Source organism: Roseateles sp. Mitsp63, from assembly GCF_059491535.1.
In genome coordinates, this window is the sequence record NZ_CP168509.1 from 1,436,696 (window position 1) to 1,454,958 (window position 18,263).

An 18,263-nucleotide genomic window follows, 5' to 3' on the forward strand; every position below is an offset into this window, starting at 1 on the left:
CAGGATCAGACGTTGAACAGGAAATTCAGCACATCGCCATCCTTGACGACATATTCCTTCCCTTCCGCCCGCATCTTCCCAGCGTCCTTCGCGCCCTGTTCGCCCTTGAACTGGATGAAGTCCTCGAAGGCGATCGTCTGCGCGCGGATGAAACCGCGTTCGAAGTCCGTGTGGATCACGCCCGCCGCCTGCGGCGCCGTGTCGCCGACATGGATCGTCCACGCCCGCACTTCCTTCACGCCCGCCGTGAAGTAGGTCTGCAGCCCCAGCAGCTTGAAACCCGCACGGATCAGCCGGTTCAGACCCGGCTCGTCCTGGCCCATCTCCGCCAGGAACATCGCCCGGTCCTCGTCCTCCATCTCGGACAGCTCCGCCTCGGTCTTCGCGCAGATCGCCACCACCGGGCCGTTCTGCGCCGCCGCGTATTCCTTCAGGCGGTCCAGGAAGGGGTTGTTCTCGAAACCATCCTCCGCCACGTTGCCCACGAACATCGCCGGCTTGGCCGTGATCAGGCACAGCGGCTTCAGGATCACCCGCTCTTCCTTGCTGAAATCGATCGTGCGCACCGGCTTGGCCTGATCCAGCGCCGCCTGGCACTTCTCCAGCACCTTCACCAGCGCGATCGCCTCCTTGTCACCCGCCCGCGCCACCTTGTTGTAGCGGTGCAGGCTCTTCTCCACCGTGCCCAGGTCCGCCAGGCACAGCTCGGTCTGGATGACCTCGATGTCGGCGATCGGATCGACCTTGCCGTTCACGTGGATCACGTTCGGATCCTCGAAGCAGCGCACCACGTTCACGATCGCGTCCGTCTCGCGGATGTGCGACAGGAACTGGTTCCCCAGGCCTTCCCCCTTCGACGCGCCCGCCACCAGGCCCGCGATGTCCACGAACTCCACGATCGCCGGCACGATGCGCTCCGGCTTCACGATCTCCGCCAACTGGTCCAGGCGCGGGTCGGGCAGCTCGACGATGCCGACGTTGGGCTCGATGGTGCAGAAGGGATAGTTCTCGGCGGCGATGCCGGCCTTGGTCAGCGCGTTGAAGAGGGTGGACTTGCCCACATTGGGCAGGCCCACGATGCCGCATTTGAGGCTCATGGTCGACTTTCGGAGAAGCTGGGATCTTGTGTGGGCCGGCGGCGACGCGCGCAGGCGAAGAAGGCGGCATTTTAGTCAACCCGCAATTCCTTCCAGGGAGCACCCTCGCCACCCCTGCCTACAATCCCCGCCCATGGAAACGTATGACGTCCTGGTGCGCGGCAACGGCTGCGTCGGCCGCAGCCTGGCGCTGGCGCTCGGCGCCCGCGGCCTTCGCGTGGCCCTGCTGACCCGCCCGTCCGCGCCGGCCGCCTCGGCCGACGTGCGCGCCTACGCCCTCAACGCGAGCTCCGTCGCCCTGCTGAGCCGCCTGCGCGTCTGGGAAGGCCTGGCCGAGGACGCTCGCACCCCCGTCCACGACATGCGCATCCACGGCGACCGCGCCGGCGCCGAACTGCACTTCAGCGCCTGGCAGCAAGGGGCCGGCGAGCTGGCCCACATCGTCGACGCGGCCGCGCTCGAGGATCAGCTCGATGCCGCGCTGCGCTTCGCCCCGCACGTGCAGCGCGTGACCGAGCCGGTCCCCGCCACGCTGCAGGCGCTGTGCGAAGGCCGCGACACCGGCGCCGCCCAGGAATTCGGCGTCCATTACGAACGCCACGACTACGGCCATCTCGGCGTCGCCACCCGGCTGACCGCCAGCAAGCCGCACCAAGGCCAGGCCTGGCAGTGGTTCCGCTCCCCGGACATCCTGGCGCTGCTCCCCTTCGACCGCCCCGAGCCCGGCCACAGCTATGGCCTGGTCTGGTCGCTGCCGCGCGAGGAGGCCCGCCGCCTGCTCGCCGCCGGCCCGGCGGAATTCGAATCCGCGCTGCTCGAGGCCACCGGCGGCGCGGCCGGCACGCTCAAGCTGGCCGGCGAACGCCAGGCCTGGCCGCTGCAGCTGTGCCGCGCCGACAGGCTCTGCGGCCCGGGCTGGGTGCTGCTCGGTGACGCCGCGCACCTGGTCCACCCGCTGGCCGGCCAGGGCCTGAACCTGGGGCTGGCCGATGTCGAGGCCCTCGTCGACGTGATCGCCGCGCGCGAGTCCTGGCGCAGCCTCGGCGACGAGAAGCTGCTGCGCCGCTACGCCCGCGCCCGCGTCGCGCCGACCTGGGCCATGGGCGAACTGACCGATGGCCTGCTGCGCGGTTTCGCCAGCCAGGTGCCGGTGATCGCCCGGCTCCGCAACGAGGGCCTGCGCCTGGTCGACCGCGCCGGCCCGCTCAAGAAATGGCTCACCGCCCGCGCGCTCGGCCACTGACCGGTCCCGGCCGTCCCCTCACGATTCCGAAAGTTCCCCATGAAGTCCTCGACCCTCTCCCGCAAGTCCCTGGTGCTGGCCGCCGCGATGACCGTGCTCGGCCTGCTCGGCTGCTCGGCGCAGGCCAACGAGGAGACCATCCGCAAGAACCTCGCCGCCGTGATGCCCAAGGAGATCAAGATCGACGAGGTCCGCCCCGCGCCCATTCCGGGCCTGTGGGAGCTGCGCATCGGCAGCGAGATCCGCTACACCGACGCCACCGGCCAGTACCTGATCGAGGGCGAGATCCTCGATCTGAAGAACCGCCGCCGCCTGACCCAGGAACGCATCGAGAAGATCACCGCGATCGAGTTCGCGTCGCTGCCGCTCAAGGACGCGATCGTGTGGAAGAAGGGCGACGGCAAGCGCCGCATCGCGGTCTTCGCCGATCCGAACTGCGGCTACTGCAAGCGCTTCGAGAAGTCGCTGCAGGACGTCGACAACATCACCGTCTATACCTTCGTGATCCCGATCCTGGGCGGTGACTCGCCGGCCAAGTCGCGCGCCGCCTGGTGCGCCAAGGACAACACGCTGGCCTGGCGCAACTGGATGATCGACGGCACCGCGCTGCCCAAGTCCGAGGCCAGCTGCGACGCCACCGCCATCGACCGCAACCTCGCGCTGAGCCAGAAGATCCGCGTCACCGGCACGCCGGCCATCCTCTTCGAGGACGGCACCCGCGCGCCGGGCGCCCTCAGCCCGCAGCAGCTCGAGGAACGCCTGCAGACCGTCCAGAACCCGGACAAGGCCCCGAAGAAATCCTGATCCGACCTGGATCGCCACGGCTACGCCCACCCCGATGAACGACCGCCCCGCCCACACCGCCCCGGCCCACGCCGCCTCGGCCTCCGTCAACCCGGTCGCGCTGCGGCTCGGCTACGCCGGCCTGATCCCGTTCGTGCTCGGCGCGGCGCTGGTGTGGCTGGTCCGCGAGGACGCCCATCCCTACGTCACCGACGGCCTCTCGCGCTACGCGGCGGTGGTGATCTCCTTCCTCGGCGCGATCCACTGGGGCCTGGGCTTCCGCCAGAACATCCCGTCGCCGGCGCCCTTCATCTGGGGCGTGGTGCCGGCGCTGCTGGCCTGGATCGCCTCGACGATGCCGGCCTATGCCGGCCTCGTCATCGAGGGCGCGCTGCTGATCGCCTGCTACGTGGTGGACCGCCGGACCTATCCGGCGCTGGGCGCGTCCGCCTGGCTGACCCTGCGCTTCCGGCTCAGCGCCGTGGCCGCGCTGAGCTGCTTCATCGCCGCGCAAGGCACGTGATCGAGAACCGCCCAGCCGCGCGCCGCGGCCGGGCAAAAGGCTTGTAGGCTGCCCTCATGACCGCCCGCCCCACGATCCACTACCGCATCGCCGCCGCCGACCCGCACGCGCACCGCTTCGAGGTCACGATGACCGTGCCGGCGCCCGAACCGGACCAGGTCCTGAGCCTGCCGGTCTGGATCCCCGGCAGCTACCTGGTGCGCGAGTTCTCCCGCCACCTGGGCGCCATCACGGCGCGCCAGGGCACGCGCGAGGTGACGGTCACGCAGGTCGCGAAGAACCGCTGGAGCTTCGACTGCGCCGGCCGCGGCGCGCTGGTCGTCAGCTATCCGGTCTACGCCTTCGACACCTCGGTGCGCGCGGCCTTCCTGGACGCGCAGCGCGGCTTCTTCAATCCGACCAGTCTGTGCCTGCGCGCGCAGGGCAAGGTCGAGCTGCCGCATCGCGTGGAACTGGCCGGCCTGCCGGCGGGCTGGGACATCGCGACCGCGATGACGCCGGTCGAGGATGCGAAGGGGCAGTTCGAGGCCGCCAACTACGACGAGCTCGCCGACCATCCGTTCGAGCTGGGCCCGTTCTGGCGCGGGGAGTTCGTCGCGGGCGGCGTGCCGCACGAGTTCGTCGTGGCGGGCGCGCTGCCGGTCTTCGACGGCGAGCGGCTGCTGCGCGACGCGCAGAAGCTCTGCGAGACGCAGATCCATTTCTGGCACAACGGCAAGGGCAAGCCGCCGATGGCGCGCTATGTGTTCCTGCTCAACTGCACCGACGACGGCTACGGCGGGCTGGAGCACCGCGCCAGCACGGCGCTGATCGCGTCGCGGCGCGACCTGCCGCGGCTCGGACAGACCGAGGTCAACGACGGCTACGCGAAGCTGCTCGGCCTGATCAGCCACGAGTACTTCCACACCTGGAACGTCAAGCGGCTGCGGCCCGATGTCTTCGAGCGCTACGACTACGAGCAGGAGAACTACACCGAGCTGCTGTGGTTCTTCGAGGGCTTCACCTCGTACTACGACGACCTGTTCCTGGTGCGCGCCGGCCTGATCGACGAGTCGCGCTACCTGAAGCTGATCGCGCAGACCTTCACCCAGGTGCTGGGCGCGCCGGGCCGCAAGCACCACAGCGTGGCGCGTTCCAGCTTCGAGGCCTGGACCAAGTACTACCGCCAGGACGAGAACACGCCCAATGCGGTGGTCAGCTACTACGCCAAGGGCTCGATGGTGGCGCTGGCGCTGGACCTGTCGCTGCGCGGCGCGGAGAAGGGCGACAAGCCGGCCTCGCTCGACGACCTGATGCGCGGCCTGTGGAAGGACACCGGCGGCGGCCCGGTCAGCGAGGCGCGCATCCTGGCCAAGCTCTCGGATCTTGGCGGCGAGGCGATCGCGCAGACGCTGTCCACCTGGGTGCATGGCACCGACGATCTGCCGCTGCCGCAGCTGCTGGAGAAGCTCGGCGTGCGCTGGTCCCATGACAAGCCGACGCTGGCGCAGCGGCTGGGGCTGCGCGTGGCGGAGGCCGACGGCGTGGTGACGATCAAGAACGTGCTGCTCGAGGGCGCCGGCCTGGCGGCGGGCTTGAGCGCGGGCGACGAACTGGTCGCCTGCAACGGCTGGCGCATCCGCAAGCTCGAGGACCTGCCGCTGACGCTGAACCATGTCGATCCGCAGCAGCTCGAGCTGCTGGTGGCGCGCGACCAGCGGATGCTCAGCCTGACGCTGACGCTGCCGACGCAGGACAGCGCCGCGCGGCCGGTCTGCCTTGGCCTGCTGGACAAGGCGCCGGCGCGCGCGCAGAGCCTGCGTCGCGCATGGCTGGGCGGCTGAGCGCCGGCCGCGGTGAACCGGGCAGAGCCCGGCGCCGCGGCGCCTTCGCGCTGGCCGGCCTGACGCTGGCGGTGCTGGCGGCCCATCTGTGGCTGCTGAGCGGCGCGCGCGACCTGCATGACCAGTGGATGCCCTCCACGCCGGAGCCCGAGCGGCTGAAGGCCGCGTTCGTGCGCGAACTCAAGCCCGCCGCGCCGCCCCCGCCCGCGGCGGCGGCGAAGCAGGAGGGGCCCCCAGGCGCGCCCAAGCGGGTCGTGCAGACGCTGCCCGCGACCGTGGGCGCCGGCCCCGCGCCGCTGCCGCCCGATCCCGCCGCCAGCCAGCCGCCGCCTGAGCTGCAGGCGCTCGCGATGCCGCCGGCGCTGGCGGTCTCCGATGCGGTGGGTGACTGGATGCCGGGCATCGAATGGCCGCTGTCCACGGAGCTCGAGTACAAGCTGACCGGCGATTACCGCGGCCCCGTCTATGGGGATGCGCAGGTGCAATGGCTGCGCGAGGGCTCGCATTACCAGGTTCATCTGGAAGCATGGGTCGGACCGAGGATCGCGCCGCTGATGTCGCGCCGCCTGAGCAGCGATGGCGAGATCACGCCCATCGGCCTGGTGCCCCGGCGCTTCGATGAAGTGACCGGCGGTCTGGCCGGCGGGAACCGGCAGTCGACGCTGCGTTTCGACAACGGCGGCGTGATCATGCCCGATGGGCGCCGCGAGCCCGCGCCCGACGGCACGCAGGACGCGGCCAGCCAGTTCGTGCAGTTCACCTGGCTGTTCCTGACCGGGCGGCAGGCGGTGGACGGGGACCTGCTGATCCAGCAGCCGCTGGCGCTGCCGCGCAACCTGCACCTGTGGCGCTACAGGATCGTGAAGCTGGAGGAGGTGGCGACGCCGCTCGGGCCGATCCCGGCGTGGCACGTGGACTCCGACATGACCGACACGCGCGGCGACATGCAGGCGGAGTTCTGGCTCGCGCCGTCGCTGCAATACCTGCCGGTGCGGGTGCGGCTTTGGCAGAACCGCGCGAAGGATCCGCGCACGCACATCGACCTGATGCTGAAGGCGCCGCCCAGACAGGCGCTGGCGCCGGAGGCGGGCGCCCCGCCGGCGTCATCGGCGCGCGGGCGGGCGCCTCTATAGTTGCCGCCATTCCAGCTGAGGAGACATCCCATGATCCAGGCCCTGAACGGCGTGAGCTTCGAGAACATCCTGGTCGAGGTCGCCGGCGCCGGCGAGCGCAAGACCGGCGTGATCCGCCTGAACCGCCCCAAGCAACTGAACGCGCTGAGCGACCCGCTGATGGATGAACTGGGCCGCGCGCTGCTGGCCTTCGATGCGGACGACGGCATCGGCTGCATCGTGCTGACCGGCAGCGAGCGCGCCTTCGCCGCGGGCGCGGACATTCCGACGATGGCGCCGCACACCTTCATGTCGGCGTTCAAGAGCGGACTGATCTCGAAGAACTGGGAAACCATCCTGCAGGTGCGCAAGCCGGTGATCGGCGCGGTGGCGGGCTTCGCGCTGGGGGGCGGCTGCGAGCTGGCGATGATGTGCGACTTCATCATCGCGGCCGAGACGGCCCGCTTCGGGCAGCCGGAGATCAAGCTGGGCATCATCCCCGGCGCGGGCGGCACGCAGCGGCTGCCGCGGGCGATCAGCAAGAGCAAGGCGATGGACATGCTGCTGACGGCCCGGATGATGGACGCGGCGGAGGCCGAGCGCGCCGGGCTGGTGTCGCGGGTCGTGCCGGCGGAGCAGCTGATGGCCGAGGCGCTGACGGCGGCGGAGACGATCAACGGCTTCAGCGGGCCGTCGACGATGCTGATCAAGGAACTGGTGAACCTGGCCTACCAGGGCGGACTGACGGAAGGCGTCGCGATCGAGCGCCGGCACTTCCACGCGCTGTTCGGCACCGACGACCAGCGCGAGGGCATGGAAGCCTTCCTGGCGAAACGGGCGCCGATCTTCAAGCACCGCTGAGGCGGGTTGGCCTGCGTCGGCCGCTGGCCCTCACCCCTCCCGCAAGCGGGCGAGGGTGTAAGAGCCGGACGTCGTAATAAACCCCCTCGCCCCAGCGGGGAGAGGGAGGGGAGAGGGGGCTCGTGCCACAGCGCTGCTGCCCTTCGAAGCACCCCCTCTCCCCTGCCCTCTCCCCCCTCGCGGGGGGCGAGGGAGTTCTTGCGCAAGGCAAGTGCGGGCAGGCCGGTATTACCTCCTCGCCCGCTTGCGGGAGAGGGCGGGGAGAGGGCCAGTGGCCGCCGCATGCCGCCACACCTCTTGCGTCTCGCCCGCTCTCCCGGGGGAGACGGGGGCAGTGGGCGTCGAAACTGAAACAATCCTTGATCCCGAGCGGTGTATCGCCTCCCCGTCGGCGGCGATTGTTGACGATCCGTGAACGGATCTTTCCAGAAAGCCTAGTGTTTTCCCGCAGGGGTGACGCCTAGAGTTCAGCCCATGGACGACGCGGAGTGCGGAGTCCGGTGCCACGAACCGCTGAGGAGCCCACCATGAACACGCTGACCAAGACCGCCCTGATCGCCGCCGCCTTCCTGACCGCCGGCGCCACCTTCGCCGCCGAACCGGTGGAAAAGACCCGCGCCGAAGTGATCGCCGAACTGCAAGCCGCCCGCGATTCCGGCGAAGTCGCCGCGCTGAGCGCCGAGCAGGCCGGCGTCGGTGCCCTGAACAACGGCATCAACGCCCCGACGGCCAGCCAACTGGCCGCCAAGGCCGCCGCCCAGAAGACCGCCGCCAAGAAGGGCGCGTCGAACGAAGGCAACGCCGCCAAGTAAGGCGCGCCGCTTCCCCCTCGACACTGCCGGGCGCACCGGCCGGCCAGGGGAGGCCAAAGGAAAAGGGACACCTCGCGGTGTCCCTTTCTGCTTGTGGGGGTCCTCGCCCCAGCCCTGGCGCTCAGCCCTCGCGGCGCAGCGCCGGGAACAGGATCACGTCGCGGATCGACGGGCTGTCGGTGATCAGCATCATCAGGCGGTCGATGCCGATGCCGCAGCCGCCGGTGGGCGGCATGCCGTACTCCAGCGCCCGGATGAAGTCGGCGTCGAAGAACATCGCCTCCTCGTCGCCGGCGTCCTTGTTGGCAACCTGCGCCTGGAAGCGCGCCGCCTGGTCCTCGGCGTCGTTCAGCTCGGAGAAGCCGTTGGCGTACTCGCGGCCGGTGATGAACAGCTCGAAGCGCTCCGTCAGCGTCGGATCCGCGTCCGACGCGCGCGCCAGCGGCGAGACCTCGACCGGGTAGTCGACGATGAAGGTCGGCTCCCAGAGCTTCTCCTCGACCACCGCCTCGAACATCCCGAACTGCAGCGCCGACAGGCCCCAGTGCGCCGGCGCTTCCTCGCCCAGCGCCTTGAGCCTGGCGCGCAGCACGTCCGCGTCATCGGCCTCGGCCTCGCTCACGCCCGCATGCACGATCAGCGACTGGCGCACCGACAGCCGCGTGAACGGCTGCTCCAGGTCGACCGGCTTGCCGGCGTAGCTCACCACCGCGCTGCCGGTGGCGGCGCGCGCGGCGTGGCGGATCACTTCCTCGGTGAAGCTCATGACCTCCTGGTGGGTCCAGTAGGCCGCGTAGAACTCCATCATCGTGAACTCGGGGTTGTGCCGGACGCTGATCCCCTCGTTGCGGAAGTTGCGGTTGATCTCGAACACCCGCTCGAATCCGCCCACCACCAGGCGCTTCAGGTAGAGCTCCGGCGCGATGCGCAGGTACATCTCCTGGTCCAGCGCGTTGTGGTGCGTGATGAAGGGCTTGGCGTTGGCGCCGCCCGGGATCGGATGCAGCATCGGCGTCTCGACCTCCAGGAAGCCGTTCTCCACCATGTACGAGCGGATCGACGACACCGCCCTGGAGCGCGCCACGAAGCGCTCGCGCGCCTTGCCGTCGGAGATCAGGTCGGCGTAGCGCTGGCGGTACTTCTGCTCCTGGTCGGCCATGCCGTGGAACTTGTCCGGCAGCGGGCGCAGCGACTTGGTCAGCAGGCGCAGCGTCGTGACCTTGACCGACAGCTCGCCGGTGCGGGTGCGGAAGAGCGTGCCCTCGGCGCCCAGGATGTCGCCCAGGTCGAAGTGCTTGAAGTCGTTGTAGACCTCCTCGCCCAGCGCGTCCCTGGACAGGAACAGCTGGATCGCGCCGGTGGCGTCCTGCAGCGTGGCGAAGCTGGCCTTGCCCATGATGCGCTTGAGCATCATGCGGCCGGCCACCGTCACGGCCACGGCCTGCGGCTCGAGCTCGTCGTTGGGGAGCTCGCCGTACTGCGCCTGCAGCGGCTGGGCGCGGTGCTGGGGCTTGAAGTCGTTGGGGAAGGCCGCGACGCCCTGGGCTTTCGCCTTCTCGCGGATGGCGGCGAGTTTCTCGCGGCGTTCGGCGATCAGCTTGTTGTCGTCTTGCGCGGGCGCCGCTTGGTCGGCGCCGGTGTGGGGGGCTTGGGGCTGGCTCATCGTGGACCTGGAAAAAGCTGGGCGCGATTTTAGGCTTTTAAAATCGCCCCCCATGCCTCAGTTCCCCATCCTGGACCGCCCCGTCCGTGTCGCCCTTGTCGGCTGCGGCCGCATTTCGAAGAACCACGTCGAGGCGCTGACCCGTCACGCGGGCCGCGCCGAGCTGGTCGCCGTCTGCGACACGCGCCCCGAGGCCGTCCAGGCCGCGCTGGCCCAGACCGGCTTGCCCGCGCAGCGGGGCTTCGCCTCGCTGGACGCGTTGCTGGCGGGCTCGGACGCCGACCTGGTCGTGCTGTCCACGCCCAGCGGCCTGCACGCGCAGCAGGCCATCGCCTGCGCCGGCGCCGGCCGCCACGTGCTCAGCGAGAAGCCGATGGCGACCAAGTTCGAGGAAGGCCAGGCCATGGTCCGCGCCTGCCGCGATGCCGGCGTGAAGCTGTTCGTCGTCAAGCAGAACCGCCTCAACGCGACGGTGCAGCTGGTCAAGAAGGCGCTGGACCAGGGCCGCTTCGGCCGCATCTTCATGAGCACGGTCAACGTCTTCTGGACCCGCCCGCAGAGCTACTACGACGCCGCCCGCTGGCGCGGCCGCTGGGACATGGACGGCGGCGCCTTCATGAACCAGGCCAGCCACTACGTGGACCTGCTGGACTGGCTGGTCGGCCCGGTGGACAACGTGCACGCCTACACGGCGACGCTGGACCGCGACATCGAGGCCGAGGACACCGGCGTGCTGGCGCTGCGCCTGCGTCACGGCGGCCTGGCCAGCATCAACGTGACGATGCTGACCTATCCGCAGAACCTGGAAGGCTCGATCACCATCCTGGGCGAGAAGGGCACGGTCAAGATCGGCGGCACGGCGGTCAACAGGATCGAGCACTGGGCCTTCGAGACGCCCCATCCCGACGACGAGCTGGTGAAGAACGCCAGCTACGAGACCACCAGCGTCTACGGCTTCGGCCACGCGGCCTACTACGACAACGTCATCCAGACGCTGCGCGGCGAGGCGCAGGCGCAGGTCGACGGCTACGAGGGCCTGCGCTCGCTGGAGCTGCTGATCGCCGCCTATCGCAGCGCGCGCGACGGCCAGCGCGTCGGCCTGCCGCTGGTGTTCTGACATGAGCTGGTGGAAGCACGACAGCGCCTTTGTCGACGACGGCGCGCGGCTCGGCGAGGGCACCAAGGTCTGGCACTTCAGCCACGTCTGCGCCGGCGCGCGCATCGGTGACGGCTGCTCGCTGGGGCAGGGCGTGTACGTCGGCAACGACGTGACCATCGGCCGCAACGTGAAGATCCAGAACAACGTGTCGGTCTACGACGCGGTGACGCTGGAGGATGACGTCTTCTGCGGCCCGTCGATGGTCTTCACCAATGTCTACAACCCGCGCTCGGCGGTGCCGCGCAAGAGCGAGTACCGCCGCACGCTGGTGAAGCGCGGCGCGACGCTGGGCGCCAACTGCACCATCGTCTGCGGCGCGACGATCGGCGAGTACGCCTTCGTCGGCGCCGGCGCGGTGGTCAAGGGCGACGTGATGGCGCATGCGCTGATGGTCGGCGTGCCGGCCCGCCAGATCGGCTGGATGAGCCGCCATGGCGAGAAGCTGGCGCTGCCCGTCCAGGGCCAGGGCCGCGCGGCCTGCCCGGCGAGCGGCGATCTCTACGAACTCAACGGCCGGGCGCTGCGCCTGGTGGATGCCACGGAGCCCCAGGCATGAGCCTTCCCTTCATCGACCTCAAGGCCCAGTACGCCGCGCTCAAGCCGAGCATCGACGCGCGCATCCAGCGCGTGCTGGACCATGGCCAGTACATCATGGGCCCGGAGGTCAAGGAGCTCGAGACCGCGCTGGCGGCGTATGCCGGCACGCGGCACTGCATCACCGTGGCCAGCGGCACCGAGGCGCTGCTGATCGCGCTGATGGCGCTGGACCTGCAGCCCGGCGACGAGGTCATCACCACGCCCTTCACCTTCGCCGCGACGGTGGAGACCATCGTGCTGCTGGGCGGCGTCCCGGTGTTCGTCGACATCGAGCAGGACAGCTGCAACCTGGACGCCTCGCTGATCGAGGCCGCCATCACACCGCGCACCCGGGCGATCATGCCGGTCAGCCTGTACGGCCAGGTCTGCGACATGGACGCGATCAACGCGATCGCGGCGCGGCACGGGAACCTCCCGGTAATCGAGGATGCGGCGCAGAGCTTCGGCGCCAGCTACAAGGGCCGCAGGAGCTGCGGCCTGTCGACCTGGGGCGCGACCAGCTTCTTCCCGAGCAAGCCGCTGGGCTGCTACGGCGACGGCGGCGCGCTGTTCACCGACGACGACACGCTGGCGCAGGCCGCGCGCGAGATCCGCGTCCACGGCCAGAGCCAGCGCTACACGCACACGCGGGTGGGCGTCGGCGGCCGCATGGACACGCTGCAGTGCGCGGTGGTGCTGGGCAAGCTGGAACGCTTCGACTGGGAGATCGCGCAGCGCCTGGCCATCGGTGAGCGCTACCAGCAGCGCCTGGGCGAGCTGCCGCTGCAGCGCCTGGCGGTGCGCGAGGACCGCGACTGCGTGTGGGCGCAGTTCACCGTGCAGGTGGACCGACGCGACGCGGTGGCCGAGGCGCTCAAGCAGGCCGGCATCCCGACCGCGATCCACTATCCGAAGCCGCTGCACCGCCAGCCCGCCTACGAGCAGCGCTGCCGCGCCGCGACCCCGCTGCCGCATGCCGAGGCGGCCGCGGCGCGCGTGATGAGCCTGCCGATGAGCGCCGACCTGAGCCCGGCGCAGCAGGACCAGGTGATCGCCGCGCTGCGTGCCGCGCTGGCCTGACGCGGCGATCGTCCCGCACTTCCACCACAAGGACCGTCTCTCGATGCAGCTGGGCTACACGCTGGATGCGGTGCGCGCGCGAATGCGCGCGCGGGTCGCGGCGTGGTTCGGCCTGCGCGTGGGCGTGCGCGTGCAGATCCATCCCGGCGCGCGGGTGCGCTGCGGCGCGGGCAGCGCGCTGGGCAACGGCACCATCCTGTACCGCGATGTCCAGGTGCTCGCCACCGGCGAGGGCCGCTTCACGATCGGCGCGCGCAGCCATGTCGCGCCGGGCGGCTACCTGCTGGTCGGCGGCCAGCGCCTGAGCATCGGCGACGACGTCGCCATCGGCCCCGGCCTGATGCTGTTCTGCGAGTCCAACGCGGTGACGGCGCGGGGCCTGTTCCGCGATCACTACCGGCGCGCCGACATCCGCATCGGCAACAACGTGTTCATCGGTGCGCGCGTGACGGTGCTGCCGGGCAGCGTGATTGATGACGACGTCGTTGTCGCGGCGCACGCGGTGGTGCGCGGCCACCTGGCGCGCGGCTGGGTTTACGGCGGCGTGCCGGCGGTGCCCCTCCACCGGATCGACGGCGTCAGGACGCCGCCGGACCCGTCATGAAGGGTCATGTCGCCGGCGCGCTGCGCTGGCGCGACCTGCCCGCCGCGCTCTGGCACTGGCTGCGGCGCGGCCCGGCCAGCGCGGAGGACTTCCGCGCCGCGTTCGCGCGCAGCCTGGGCCTGGATCCGGCGCGGGACGGCGAGGTCCGGCTCTTCGGCGCCGGCCGCGCGGCGCTGCATGCGTTCACCGCGGCGCTGGACCTGCCCGCCGGCGCGCAGGTGCTGCTGCCCGGCTACACCTGCGTGGTCGTGCCCAACGTGTTCATGCACCTCGGACTGACGGTGCGCTATGTCGACATCGCGCCGGGCGATTTCAATCCCACCGCGGCGGCGATCAGCGCGGCCATCGGGCCGGCGACGCGGCTGGTGGTCGTGCCGCACAACTTCGGACTGGTCCTCGAGGGCCTGGATGCGTTGATCGCGCGGCATCCGGACGTGATCTTCATCGAGGACGCCGCCCACGCGTGGGGCAGCACCGACGCGCGGGGACGTGTCGCCGGCACGCTCGGCCACGCCGCGTTCTTCTCCTTCGAATACTCGAAGCCGCTGACCACCGGCATCGGCGGCGCGCTCGTGATCCATGACGCGGCGCTGCGCGCGCGCTTCGCGGCCCGCATGCCGGCCCTGCGCGCGCCGTCGATGGCGGCGGTGCTCAAGCAATGGCTCACGCTGTGCTGGCATCGGCTGACGATGAGCGTCCCGCGCGCCGCGCTGCGCGCGCTGGTCGCCTTGCTGCGCGCGCCGTCGCGGATGCTGGGCGTGGTCGCGAAGACGCCCGACAGCGAAGTCGCCGGCGACACGCAGCCCGACTACCGCGCCGGCCTGCATCCGCTCAGCGCCGCGCTGGGCCTGAGGCAGGCGCGCCGCTTCGCCGAGGTCCATGCGCTGCGCCGCGCGCAGGCCGCCGGCTACGACGCGCTGCTCGCGGATCTGCCGGGCTGGGAACGGCCTGCGCGAACGCCGGGCGCCGTGCTGCTGCGCTACCCGCTGCTGCTGCCCGATGCGGCCGCGCGCGACGCGGCGATTGCCGCGCTCGAGGCCGGGAACATCGTCGGCGGCACCTGGTTCGACGACGTCGTCCATCCGCGTGGCAGCCGCCGCTTCGGCTACGCCGAAGGCGACTGCCCGAACGGCGAGCGCGCCGCGCGGGACGTCCTCAATCTGCCGCTCGGGCTGCACGCGCGCCTGAGCGCCGCGCAACGCGCCGCCGTGCGCGCCATCGCCGAGCGCCATGGAGGAGCGTCCGCATGACCGTGCGCCGCCGCTTCGCCCAGCTCGCCGGCGCGTCGATGCTGACGCAGGCGCTGCCGATGCTGATCGCGCCGCTGCTCACGCGCTGGTACGGCGCCGAGGCGCTCGGCCATTGGGCGCTGTTCGTGGCGCTGGCGGCCAACCTCGCGACCATCGCCAATGCCCGCTACGAGTACGCCATCGTGCTGCCGCGCCGCGACGGCGAGGCCGCGCTGGTGCTGCAGCTGGCGCTGTGGATCGCGCTCGGCGTGGGTCTGCTGACCGCCGCCGGCGCCAGCGCCTGGCACCTCGTGATGGCGCATCACGCCAGGCTGGGCGGCCGCTGGGTCGCGCTGGACCAGCTCGATCCCTGGCTGCTGATGCTCGCGCCGGTGGTCGCGCTGGCGGGCATGCAGCAGGCGCTCAGCCTCTGGAACAACCGCCAGGGCCGCATCGACGTGATCGCGCAGGCGCGCGTGCTGCAGCAGGGCGTGATGGCCGGGGCGCAGGCGCTCGCGGCGCTGGGTGGCTTTGCCGGCGTGGCCGCGCTGGTGCTGTCGCAGAGCCTGGCCGCGCTGCTCGCGCCACTGTGGCTGCTCGCGCGCGGCAGCCGCTGGCGCCGCGCGACGCGGCTGGACCAGGCTGGCAAGACCTGGCACTGGCGCCACCTGAGACGGCTGGCCTGGCGCTACCGGCAGTTCCCGCTGCTCAACAGCCCGCACGCGTTCGTCAACGCGGCGCAGGAGACGCTGGTGCTCGCGCTGATCGCCGCCTGGGCCGACGCGGCCACGGCCGGCCATTACGCGCTGATGGTGCGGCTCGTGAAGGCGCCGGCGACGCTGGTCGGCGGCGCGCTGTCCGAGGCGCTGCTGGGCGAGCTCGCGCGCGACTGGCAGCGCGGCATCGACCTGCGTCCGCGCCTGATCCGTGGCATCAAGCTGCTGGCGCTGGTGGCTCTGCCCTGCATGGCCGTGCTGATCGCGGCCGGGCCGGCGCTGTTCGGCTGGCTGCTGGGGCCCGGCTGGGCGGCGGCGGGCGAGTACGGCCGCTGGCTCGCGCCCTATGTCGCGGCGCACTTCATCGCCGCGCCGCTGACGGTCACGCCGATGGTCACCGGCCGGCAGCGCGGCGCGCTGGTGTTCAGCCTGGTCGGCAACGCGCTGTACGTGCTGCCGGTCGCGCTGGTCCTGAGCACCGGCGGCCGCCTGACGACGGCGCTGGGCGCCATCGCGGTGCTGCTGCCGATCTATTTCGCGATCTACCTCGCGTGGCTGGTGCGCGGCGCGGCGCCGCGTCCGGCCCTCGACGGAGTGCCTGCATGAGACTGGTCCTGATCGGGGACGGCGAGAGTCCCCACCTCCTGAAATGGGCGCGCGCGCTGTCGCAGCAGCGCGAGCTCGAGCTGTGGGCCGCGTCGACGCGCGGCTTCGCGCCGGAGTTCCACTTCCTGATCCCCGAGGACCGCCGCCTCGCGCTGAACACCGATCCGGCCCATGCCGGCGGCAACTTCGCGGTGCTCAAGCAGCTGCCGGCGCTGGGCGCGTGGCTGAAGCGGATCGACGCCGACTGGCTGCATGCGCACTACCTGACCTCGCACGGCACGCTGGCCTGGGCGGCGCGCCGGGGCTGGAAGCTGCGCGCCCGCATCGCCGGCTCGGCCTGGGGCAGCGACATCCTCGTCACGCCCGCCCAGGGCTGGGCCTACCGCTGGCTGACCACGCAGGTGCTCAAGGCCTGCGCGATCACGACCTCCGATTCCGAGCACATGAGCGCCCGCATGCGCGAGCTCGGCGCCGGCGAGGTGATGACCTTTCCCTTCGGCCTGGAGCAGCTGCCCAAGCAGAACGTGCGCAAGCAGCCGTGGCTGTTCTTCGCCAATCGCGGGCTGGAGCCGATCTACCGGCCGCATCGCGTCATCGAGGTCTTCGCCGCGATCGCGGCGCGGCAGCCCGAGGCGCGCCTGGTCGTCGCCAACGACGGCTCGCTGCGCGCCGCGCTGCAGGCGCAGGTGGCCTCGCTCGGCCTGTCCGGACGCGTCGAGTTCACCGGCCGCCTGGACGCCACCTCGCAGGGCCGCCGCTATGCGCCGGCGCGCTGGTTCCTGAGCCTGCCGGAGAGCGACTCGGTGTCGGTGTCCGTGCTGGAGGCGATGGCGCACGAGTGCCTGCCCATCCTGTCCGACCTGCCCGCGAACCACGAGGTGCTCGGCACCGCCGGCAGCCTCGAGCTCGTCAGCCCGGGGACGCTGCTGGGCCGGCATGGCCTGATCCTCAAGGACGGCGAGGACCTGGCCGCGCTGCCCGACCGGCTGCAGCTGCTGGCTGGCCAGGCCGAGGTCGCCGGCCAGCCGATCGATGCCGACCGGCTGGGCGCCGCCAACCGCGCCTGGGTCGCGGAGCACGCGATGTTCGGGCCCGCCGTGACGCGCTTCATCGCGCGATTGAAGTCCCTATGAAACTGCTGCTGATCAACCACTACGCGGGCTCGCCGAAGCACGGCATGGAGTTCCGCCCGTACTACCTGGCCCGCGAATGGGTCCGCGCGGGCCACCAGGCACTGATCCTGGGCGCGTCCTACTCACACGTGCGCACCACGCAGCCCGAGTCCGGCATGGCCGCGATGAGCGGCGTGAACTACCTCTTCTACGACACGCCCGAATACCAGGGCAACGGCCTGGGCCGGGTCAAGAACATCTGGTCCTTCTGCCGCCAGGTCTGGAAGGACGCCGACATCCTGGCGCGCGAGTTCGAGCCGGATGTCGTGATTGCGTCCAGCACCTATCCGATGGACGTGTGGGTCGCGCGGCGCGTCGCGAAGCTGGCCAAGGCCAAGCTGGTCTACGAGGTCCACGACCTCTGGCCGCTGTCGCCGATCGAGCTGTCGGGCATGTCGAAGTGGCATCCGTTCGCGATGCTGTGCCAGAAGGCGGAGAACGACGCCTATCGCGATGCCGACGTCGTCGTGTCGATGCTGCCCAAGGTGCATCGGCACATGGCGGCCCATGGCCTGGACCTGAAGAAGCTGCACATCGTGCCCAACGGCATCACGCTCGACGAATGGTCGGAGCAGGGCGAGCCGCTGGACGCCGCGATCCAGGCGCATGTGGACGCCGAGCGCGCGGCGGGGCGCACCGTCGTCGGCTATGCCGGCTCGATGGGCGAGCCCAACGCGCTGGACGTGCTGCTCGACGCGGCCAGGCGACTGAAGGACCGCGGTGATCCGGCGGCGTCGGCGCTGAGCTTCGTGCTGGTGGGCGGCGGCCACCTGCGCGAGCGGCTCGAGGCCCGCGTGCGCGACGAGGGGCTGACCAACGTCGCGATGTTCCCGGCGATCCCGAAGGCGCAGATCCCGTCGCTGCTGCAGGGATTCGACATCGCGTACATCGGCTGGCAACGCACGCCGATCTATCGTTTCGGCATCGCGCCCAACAAGTTGATGGACTACATGATGGCCCAGCGTCCGGTGCTGCATTCGGTGGAGGCCGGCAACGACCCGGTGGCCGAGGCCGGCGCGGGGCTGACCGTGCCGCCGCAGGATGCATCCGCCGTCGCCGAGGGCTTGCTCAGGCTCGCCGCCGTGCCCGCCGCGGAGCGCGCCGCGATGGGCCGGCGCGGACGCGAGTTCGTGCTGGCGAATCACACCTATCCGGTGCTGGCGCAACGCTTCATCGACGCGGTGTCCTGACCCGCCACCACCCG

17 protein-coding genes are annotated in these 18,263 nt (G+C 70.9%); 15 read left to right on the forward strand and 2 right to left on the reverse strand.

Going from position 1 to position 18,263, the window contains the following annotated elements:
• Positions 1-5: 5 nt before the first annotated feature.
• Positions 6-1,097 (reverse strand): redox-regulated ATPase YchF, encoded by a 1,092-nt coding sequence (ychF, locus tag ACEN96_RS06200; protein WP_495587168.1) that lies wholly within the window; start codon positions 1,095-1,097, stop codon positions 6-8.
• 133 nt (positions 1,098-1,230) lie between these two features.
• On the opposite strand from ychF, the gene ACEN96_RS06205 reads away from it, so the two are divergent.
• From ACEN96_RS06205 to ACEN96_RS06235, 7 genes are all read left to right on the forward strand, one after another.
• Entirely contained in the window at positions 1,231-2,340 is a 1,110-nt protein-coding gene (locus tag ACEN96_RS06205; protein ID WP_495587169.1) for an FAD-dependent monooxygenase, read from the forward strand.
• Between the two features lie 39 nt (positions 2,341-2,379).
• Positions 2,380-3,144: a DsbC family protein gene (locus tag ACEN96_RS06210; protein WP_495587170.1), complete on the forward strand. Its 765-nt coding sequence runs from the start codon at positions 2,380-2,382 to the stop codon at positions 3,142-3,144.
• Positions 3,145-3,178: 34 nt separating this feature from the next.
• Positions 3,179-3,646 (forward strand): DUF3429 domain-containing protein, encoded by a 468-nt coding sequence (locus tag ACEN96_RS06215; RefSeq protein WP_495587171.1) that lies wholly within the window; start codon positions 3,179-3,181, stop codon positions 3,644-3,646.
• Between the two features lie 56 nt (positions 3,647-3,702).
• The gene (locus ACEN96_RS06220) at positions 3,703-5,469 is read left to right on the forward strand and encodes a M61 family metallopeptidase (protein WP_495587172.1); all 1,767 of its coding nucleotides are present in this window, start codon (positions 3,703-3,705) and stop codon (positions 5,467-5,469) included.
• Complete coding sequence (locus tag ACEN96_RS06225) at positions 5,454-6,602, forward strand: DUF3108 domain-containing protein (protein WP_495587173.1); 1,149 nt, start codon at positions 5,454-5,456, stop codon at positions 6,600-6,602. Before ACEN96_RS06220 ends, ACEN96_RS06225 begins: the two co-directional genes overlap by 16 nt.
• Before the next feature lie 30 nt (positions 6,603-6,632).
• A complete protein-coding gene (locus ACEN96_RS06230) occupies positions 6,633-7,442 on the forward strand; it encodes an enoyl-CoA hydratase (protein WP_495587174.1) in 810 nt (269 codons plus the stop codon).
• 527 nt (positions 7,443-7,969) lie between these two features.
• Positions 7,970-8,254 (forward strand): DUF4148 domain-containing protein, encoded by a 285-nt coding sequence (locus tag ACEN96_RS06235; protein WP_495587175.1) that lies wholly within the window; start codon positions 7,970-7,972, stop codon positions 8,252-8,254.
• A gap of 121 nt (positions 8,255-8,375) precedes the next feature.
• Here ACEN96_RS06235 and lysS read toward each other — a convergent pair whose 3' ends face one another.
• Positions 8,376-9,917 carry a lysine--tRNA ligase gene (lysS, locus tag ACEN96_RS06240; protein WP_495587176.1) on the reverse strand — a complete coding sequence of 514 codons (1,542 nt, stop codon included), beginning with the start codon at positions 9,915-9,917 and terminating at the stop codon, positions 8,376-8,378.
• A 52-nt stretch (positions 9,918-9,969) separates the two neighbouring features.
• Between lysS and ACEN96_RS06245 the strand changes: the two genes are divergently transcribed.
• From ACEN96_RS06245 to ACEN96_RS06280, 8 genes are read left to right on the forward strand one after another with little or no spacing between them, the layout of a single operon-like run.
• The gene (locus tag ACEN96_RS06245) at positions 9,970-11,034 is read left to right on the forward strand and encodes a Gfo/Idh/MocA family protein (RefSeq protein WP_495587177.1); all 1,065 of its coding nucleotides are present in this window, start codon (positions 9,970-9,972) and stop codon (positions 11,032-11,034) included.
• Position 11,035: 1 nt separating this feature from the next.
• A complete protein-coding gene (locus ACEN96_RS06250) occupies positions 11,036-11,632 on the forward strand; it encodes an acyltransferase (protein ID WP_495587178.1) in 597 nt (198 codons plus the stop codon).
• Positions 11,629-12,732 (forward strand): DegT/DnrJ/EryC1/StrS family aminotransferase, encoded by a 1,104-nt coding sequence (locus ACEN96_RS06255; RefSeq protein WP_495587179.1) that lies wholly within the window; start codon positions 11,629-11,631, stop codon positions 12,730-12,732. Before ACEN96_RS06250 ends, ACEN96_RS06255 begins: the two co-directional genes overlap by 4 nt.
• Positions 12,716-13,336, forward strand: coding sequence for an acyltransferase (locus ACEN96_RS06260; protein ID WP_495587180.1), 621 nt, complete (start codon positions 12,716-12,718; stop codon positions 13,334-13,336). Before ACEN96_RS06255 ends, ACEN96_RS06260 begins: the two co-directional genes overlap by 17 nt.
• The gene (locus ACEN96_RS06265) at positions 13,333-14,586 is read left to right on the forward strand and encodes a DegT/DnrJ/EryC1/StrS family aminotransferase (protein ID WP_495587181.1); all 1,254 of its coding nucleotides are present in this window, start codon (positions 13,333-13,335) and stop codon (positions 14,584-14,586) included. Before ACEN96_RS06260 ends, ACEN96_RS06265 begins: the two co-directional genes overlap by 4 nt.
• A complete protein-coding gene (locus ACEN96_RS06270) occupies positions 14,583-15,887 on the forward strand; it encodes a lipopolysaccharide biosynthesis protein (RefSeq protein WP_495587182.1) in 1,305 nt (434 codons plus the stop codon). Before ACEN96_RS06265 ends, ACEN96_RS06270 begins: the two co-directional genes overlap by 4 nt.
• A complete protein-coding gene (locus tag ACEN96_RS06275) occupies positions 15,884-17,020 on the forward strand; it encodes a glycosyltransferase (RefSeq protein ID WP_495587183.1) in 1,137 nt (378 codons plus the stop codon). Before ACEN96_RS06270 ends, ACEN96_RS06275 begins: the two co-directional genes overlap by 4 nt.
• Positions 17,017-18,249, forward strand: coding sequence for a glycosyltransferase family 4 protein (locus tag ACEN96_RS06280; RefSeq protein ID WP_495587184.1), 1,233 nt, complete (start codon positions 17,017-17,019; stop codon positions 18,247-18,249). Before ACEN96_RS06275 ends, ACEN96_RS06280 begins: the two co-directional genes overlap by 4 nt.
• Positions 18,250-18,263: the final 14 nt, after the last annotated feature.

Bases quoted from the DNA above. Each gene is read 5' to 3' on its own strand.
- ACEN96_RS06205 (WP_495587169.1), top strand. From the start codon at position 1,231: ATGGAAACGTATGACGTCCTGGTGCGCGGCAACGGCTGCGTCGGCCGC.
- ACEN96_RS06280 (WP_495587184.1), top strand. From the start codon at position 17,017: ATGAAACTGCTGCTGATCAACCACTACGCGGGCTCGCCGAAGCACGGC.
- ACEN96_RS06270 (WP_495587182.1), top strand. From the start codon at position 14,583: ATGACCGTGCGCCGCCGCTTCGCCCAGCTCGCCGGCGCGTCGATGCTG.
- ACEN96_RS06220 (WP_495587172.1), top strand. From the start codon at position 3,703: ATGACCGCCCGCCCCACGATCCACTACCGCATCGCCGCCGCCGACCCG.
- ACEN96_RS06210 (WP_495587170.1), top strand. From the start codon at position 2,380: ATGAAGTCCTCGACCCTCTCCCGCAAGTCCCTGGTGCTGGCCGCCGCG.
- ACEN96_RS06255 (WP_495587179.1), top strand. From the start codon at position 11,629: ATGAGCCTTCCCTTCATCGACCTCAAGGCCCAGTACGCCGCGCTCAAG.
- ACEN96_RS06245 (WP_495587177.1), top strand. From the start codon at position 9,970: ATGCCTCAGTTCCCCATCCTGGACCGCCCCGTCCGTGTCGCCCTTGTC.
- ACEN96_RS06225 (WP_495587173.1), top strand. From the start codon at position 5,454: ATGGCTGGGCGGCTGAGCGCCGGCCGCGGTGAACCGGGCAGAGCCCGG.
- ACEN96_RS06230 (WP_495587174.1), top strand. From the start codon at position 6,633: ATGATCCAGGCCCTGAACGGCGTGAGCTTCGAGAACATCCTGGTCGAG.
- ACEN96_RS06275 (WP_495587183.1), top strand. From the start codon at position 15,884: ATGAGACTGGTCCTGATCGGGGACGGCGAGAGTCCCCACCTCCTGAAA.
- ACEN96_RS06250 (WP_495587178.1), top strand. From the start codon at position 11,036: ATGAGCTGGTGGAAGCACGACAGCGCCTTTGTCGACGACGGCGCGCGG.
- ACEN96_RS06265 (WP_495587181.1), top strand. From the start codon at position 13,333: ATGAAGGGTCATGTCGCCGGCGCGCTGCGCTGGCGCGACCTGCCCGCC.
- ychF (WP_495587168.1), bottom strand. From the start codon at position 1,097: ATGAGCCTCAAATGCGGCATCGTGGGCCTGCCCAATGTGGGCAAGTCC.
- lysS (WP_495587176.1), bottom strand. From the start codon at position 9,917: ATGAGCCAGCCCCAAGCCCCCCACACCGGCGCCGACCAAGCGGCGCCC.
- ACEN96_RS06215 (WP_495587171.1), top strand. From the start codon at position 3,179: ATGAACGACCGCCCCGCCCACACCGCCCCGGCCCACGCCGCCTCGGCC.
- ACEN96_RS06235 (WP_495587175.1), top strand. From the start codon at position 7,970: ATGAACACGCTGACCAAGACCGCCCTGATCGCCGCCGCCTTCCTGACC.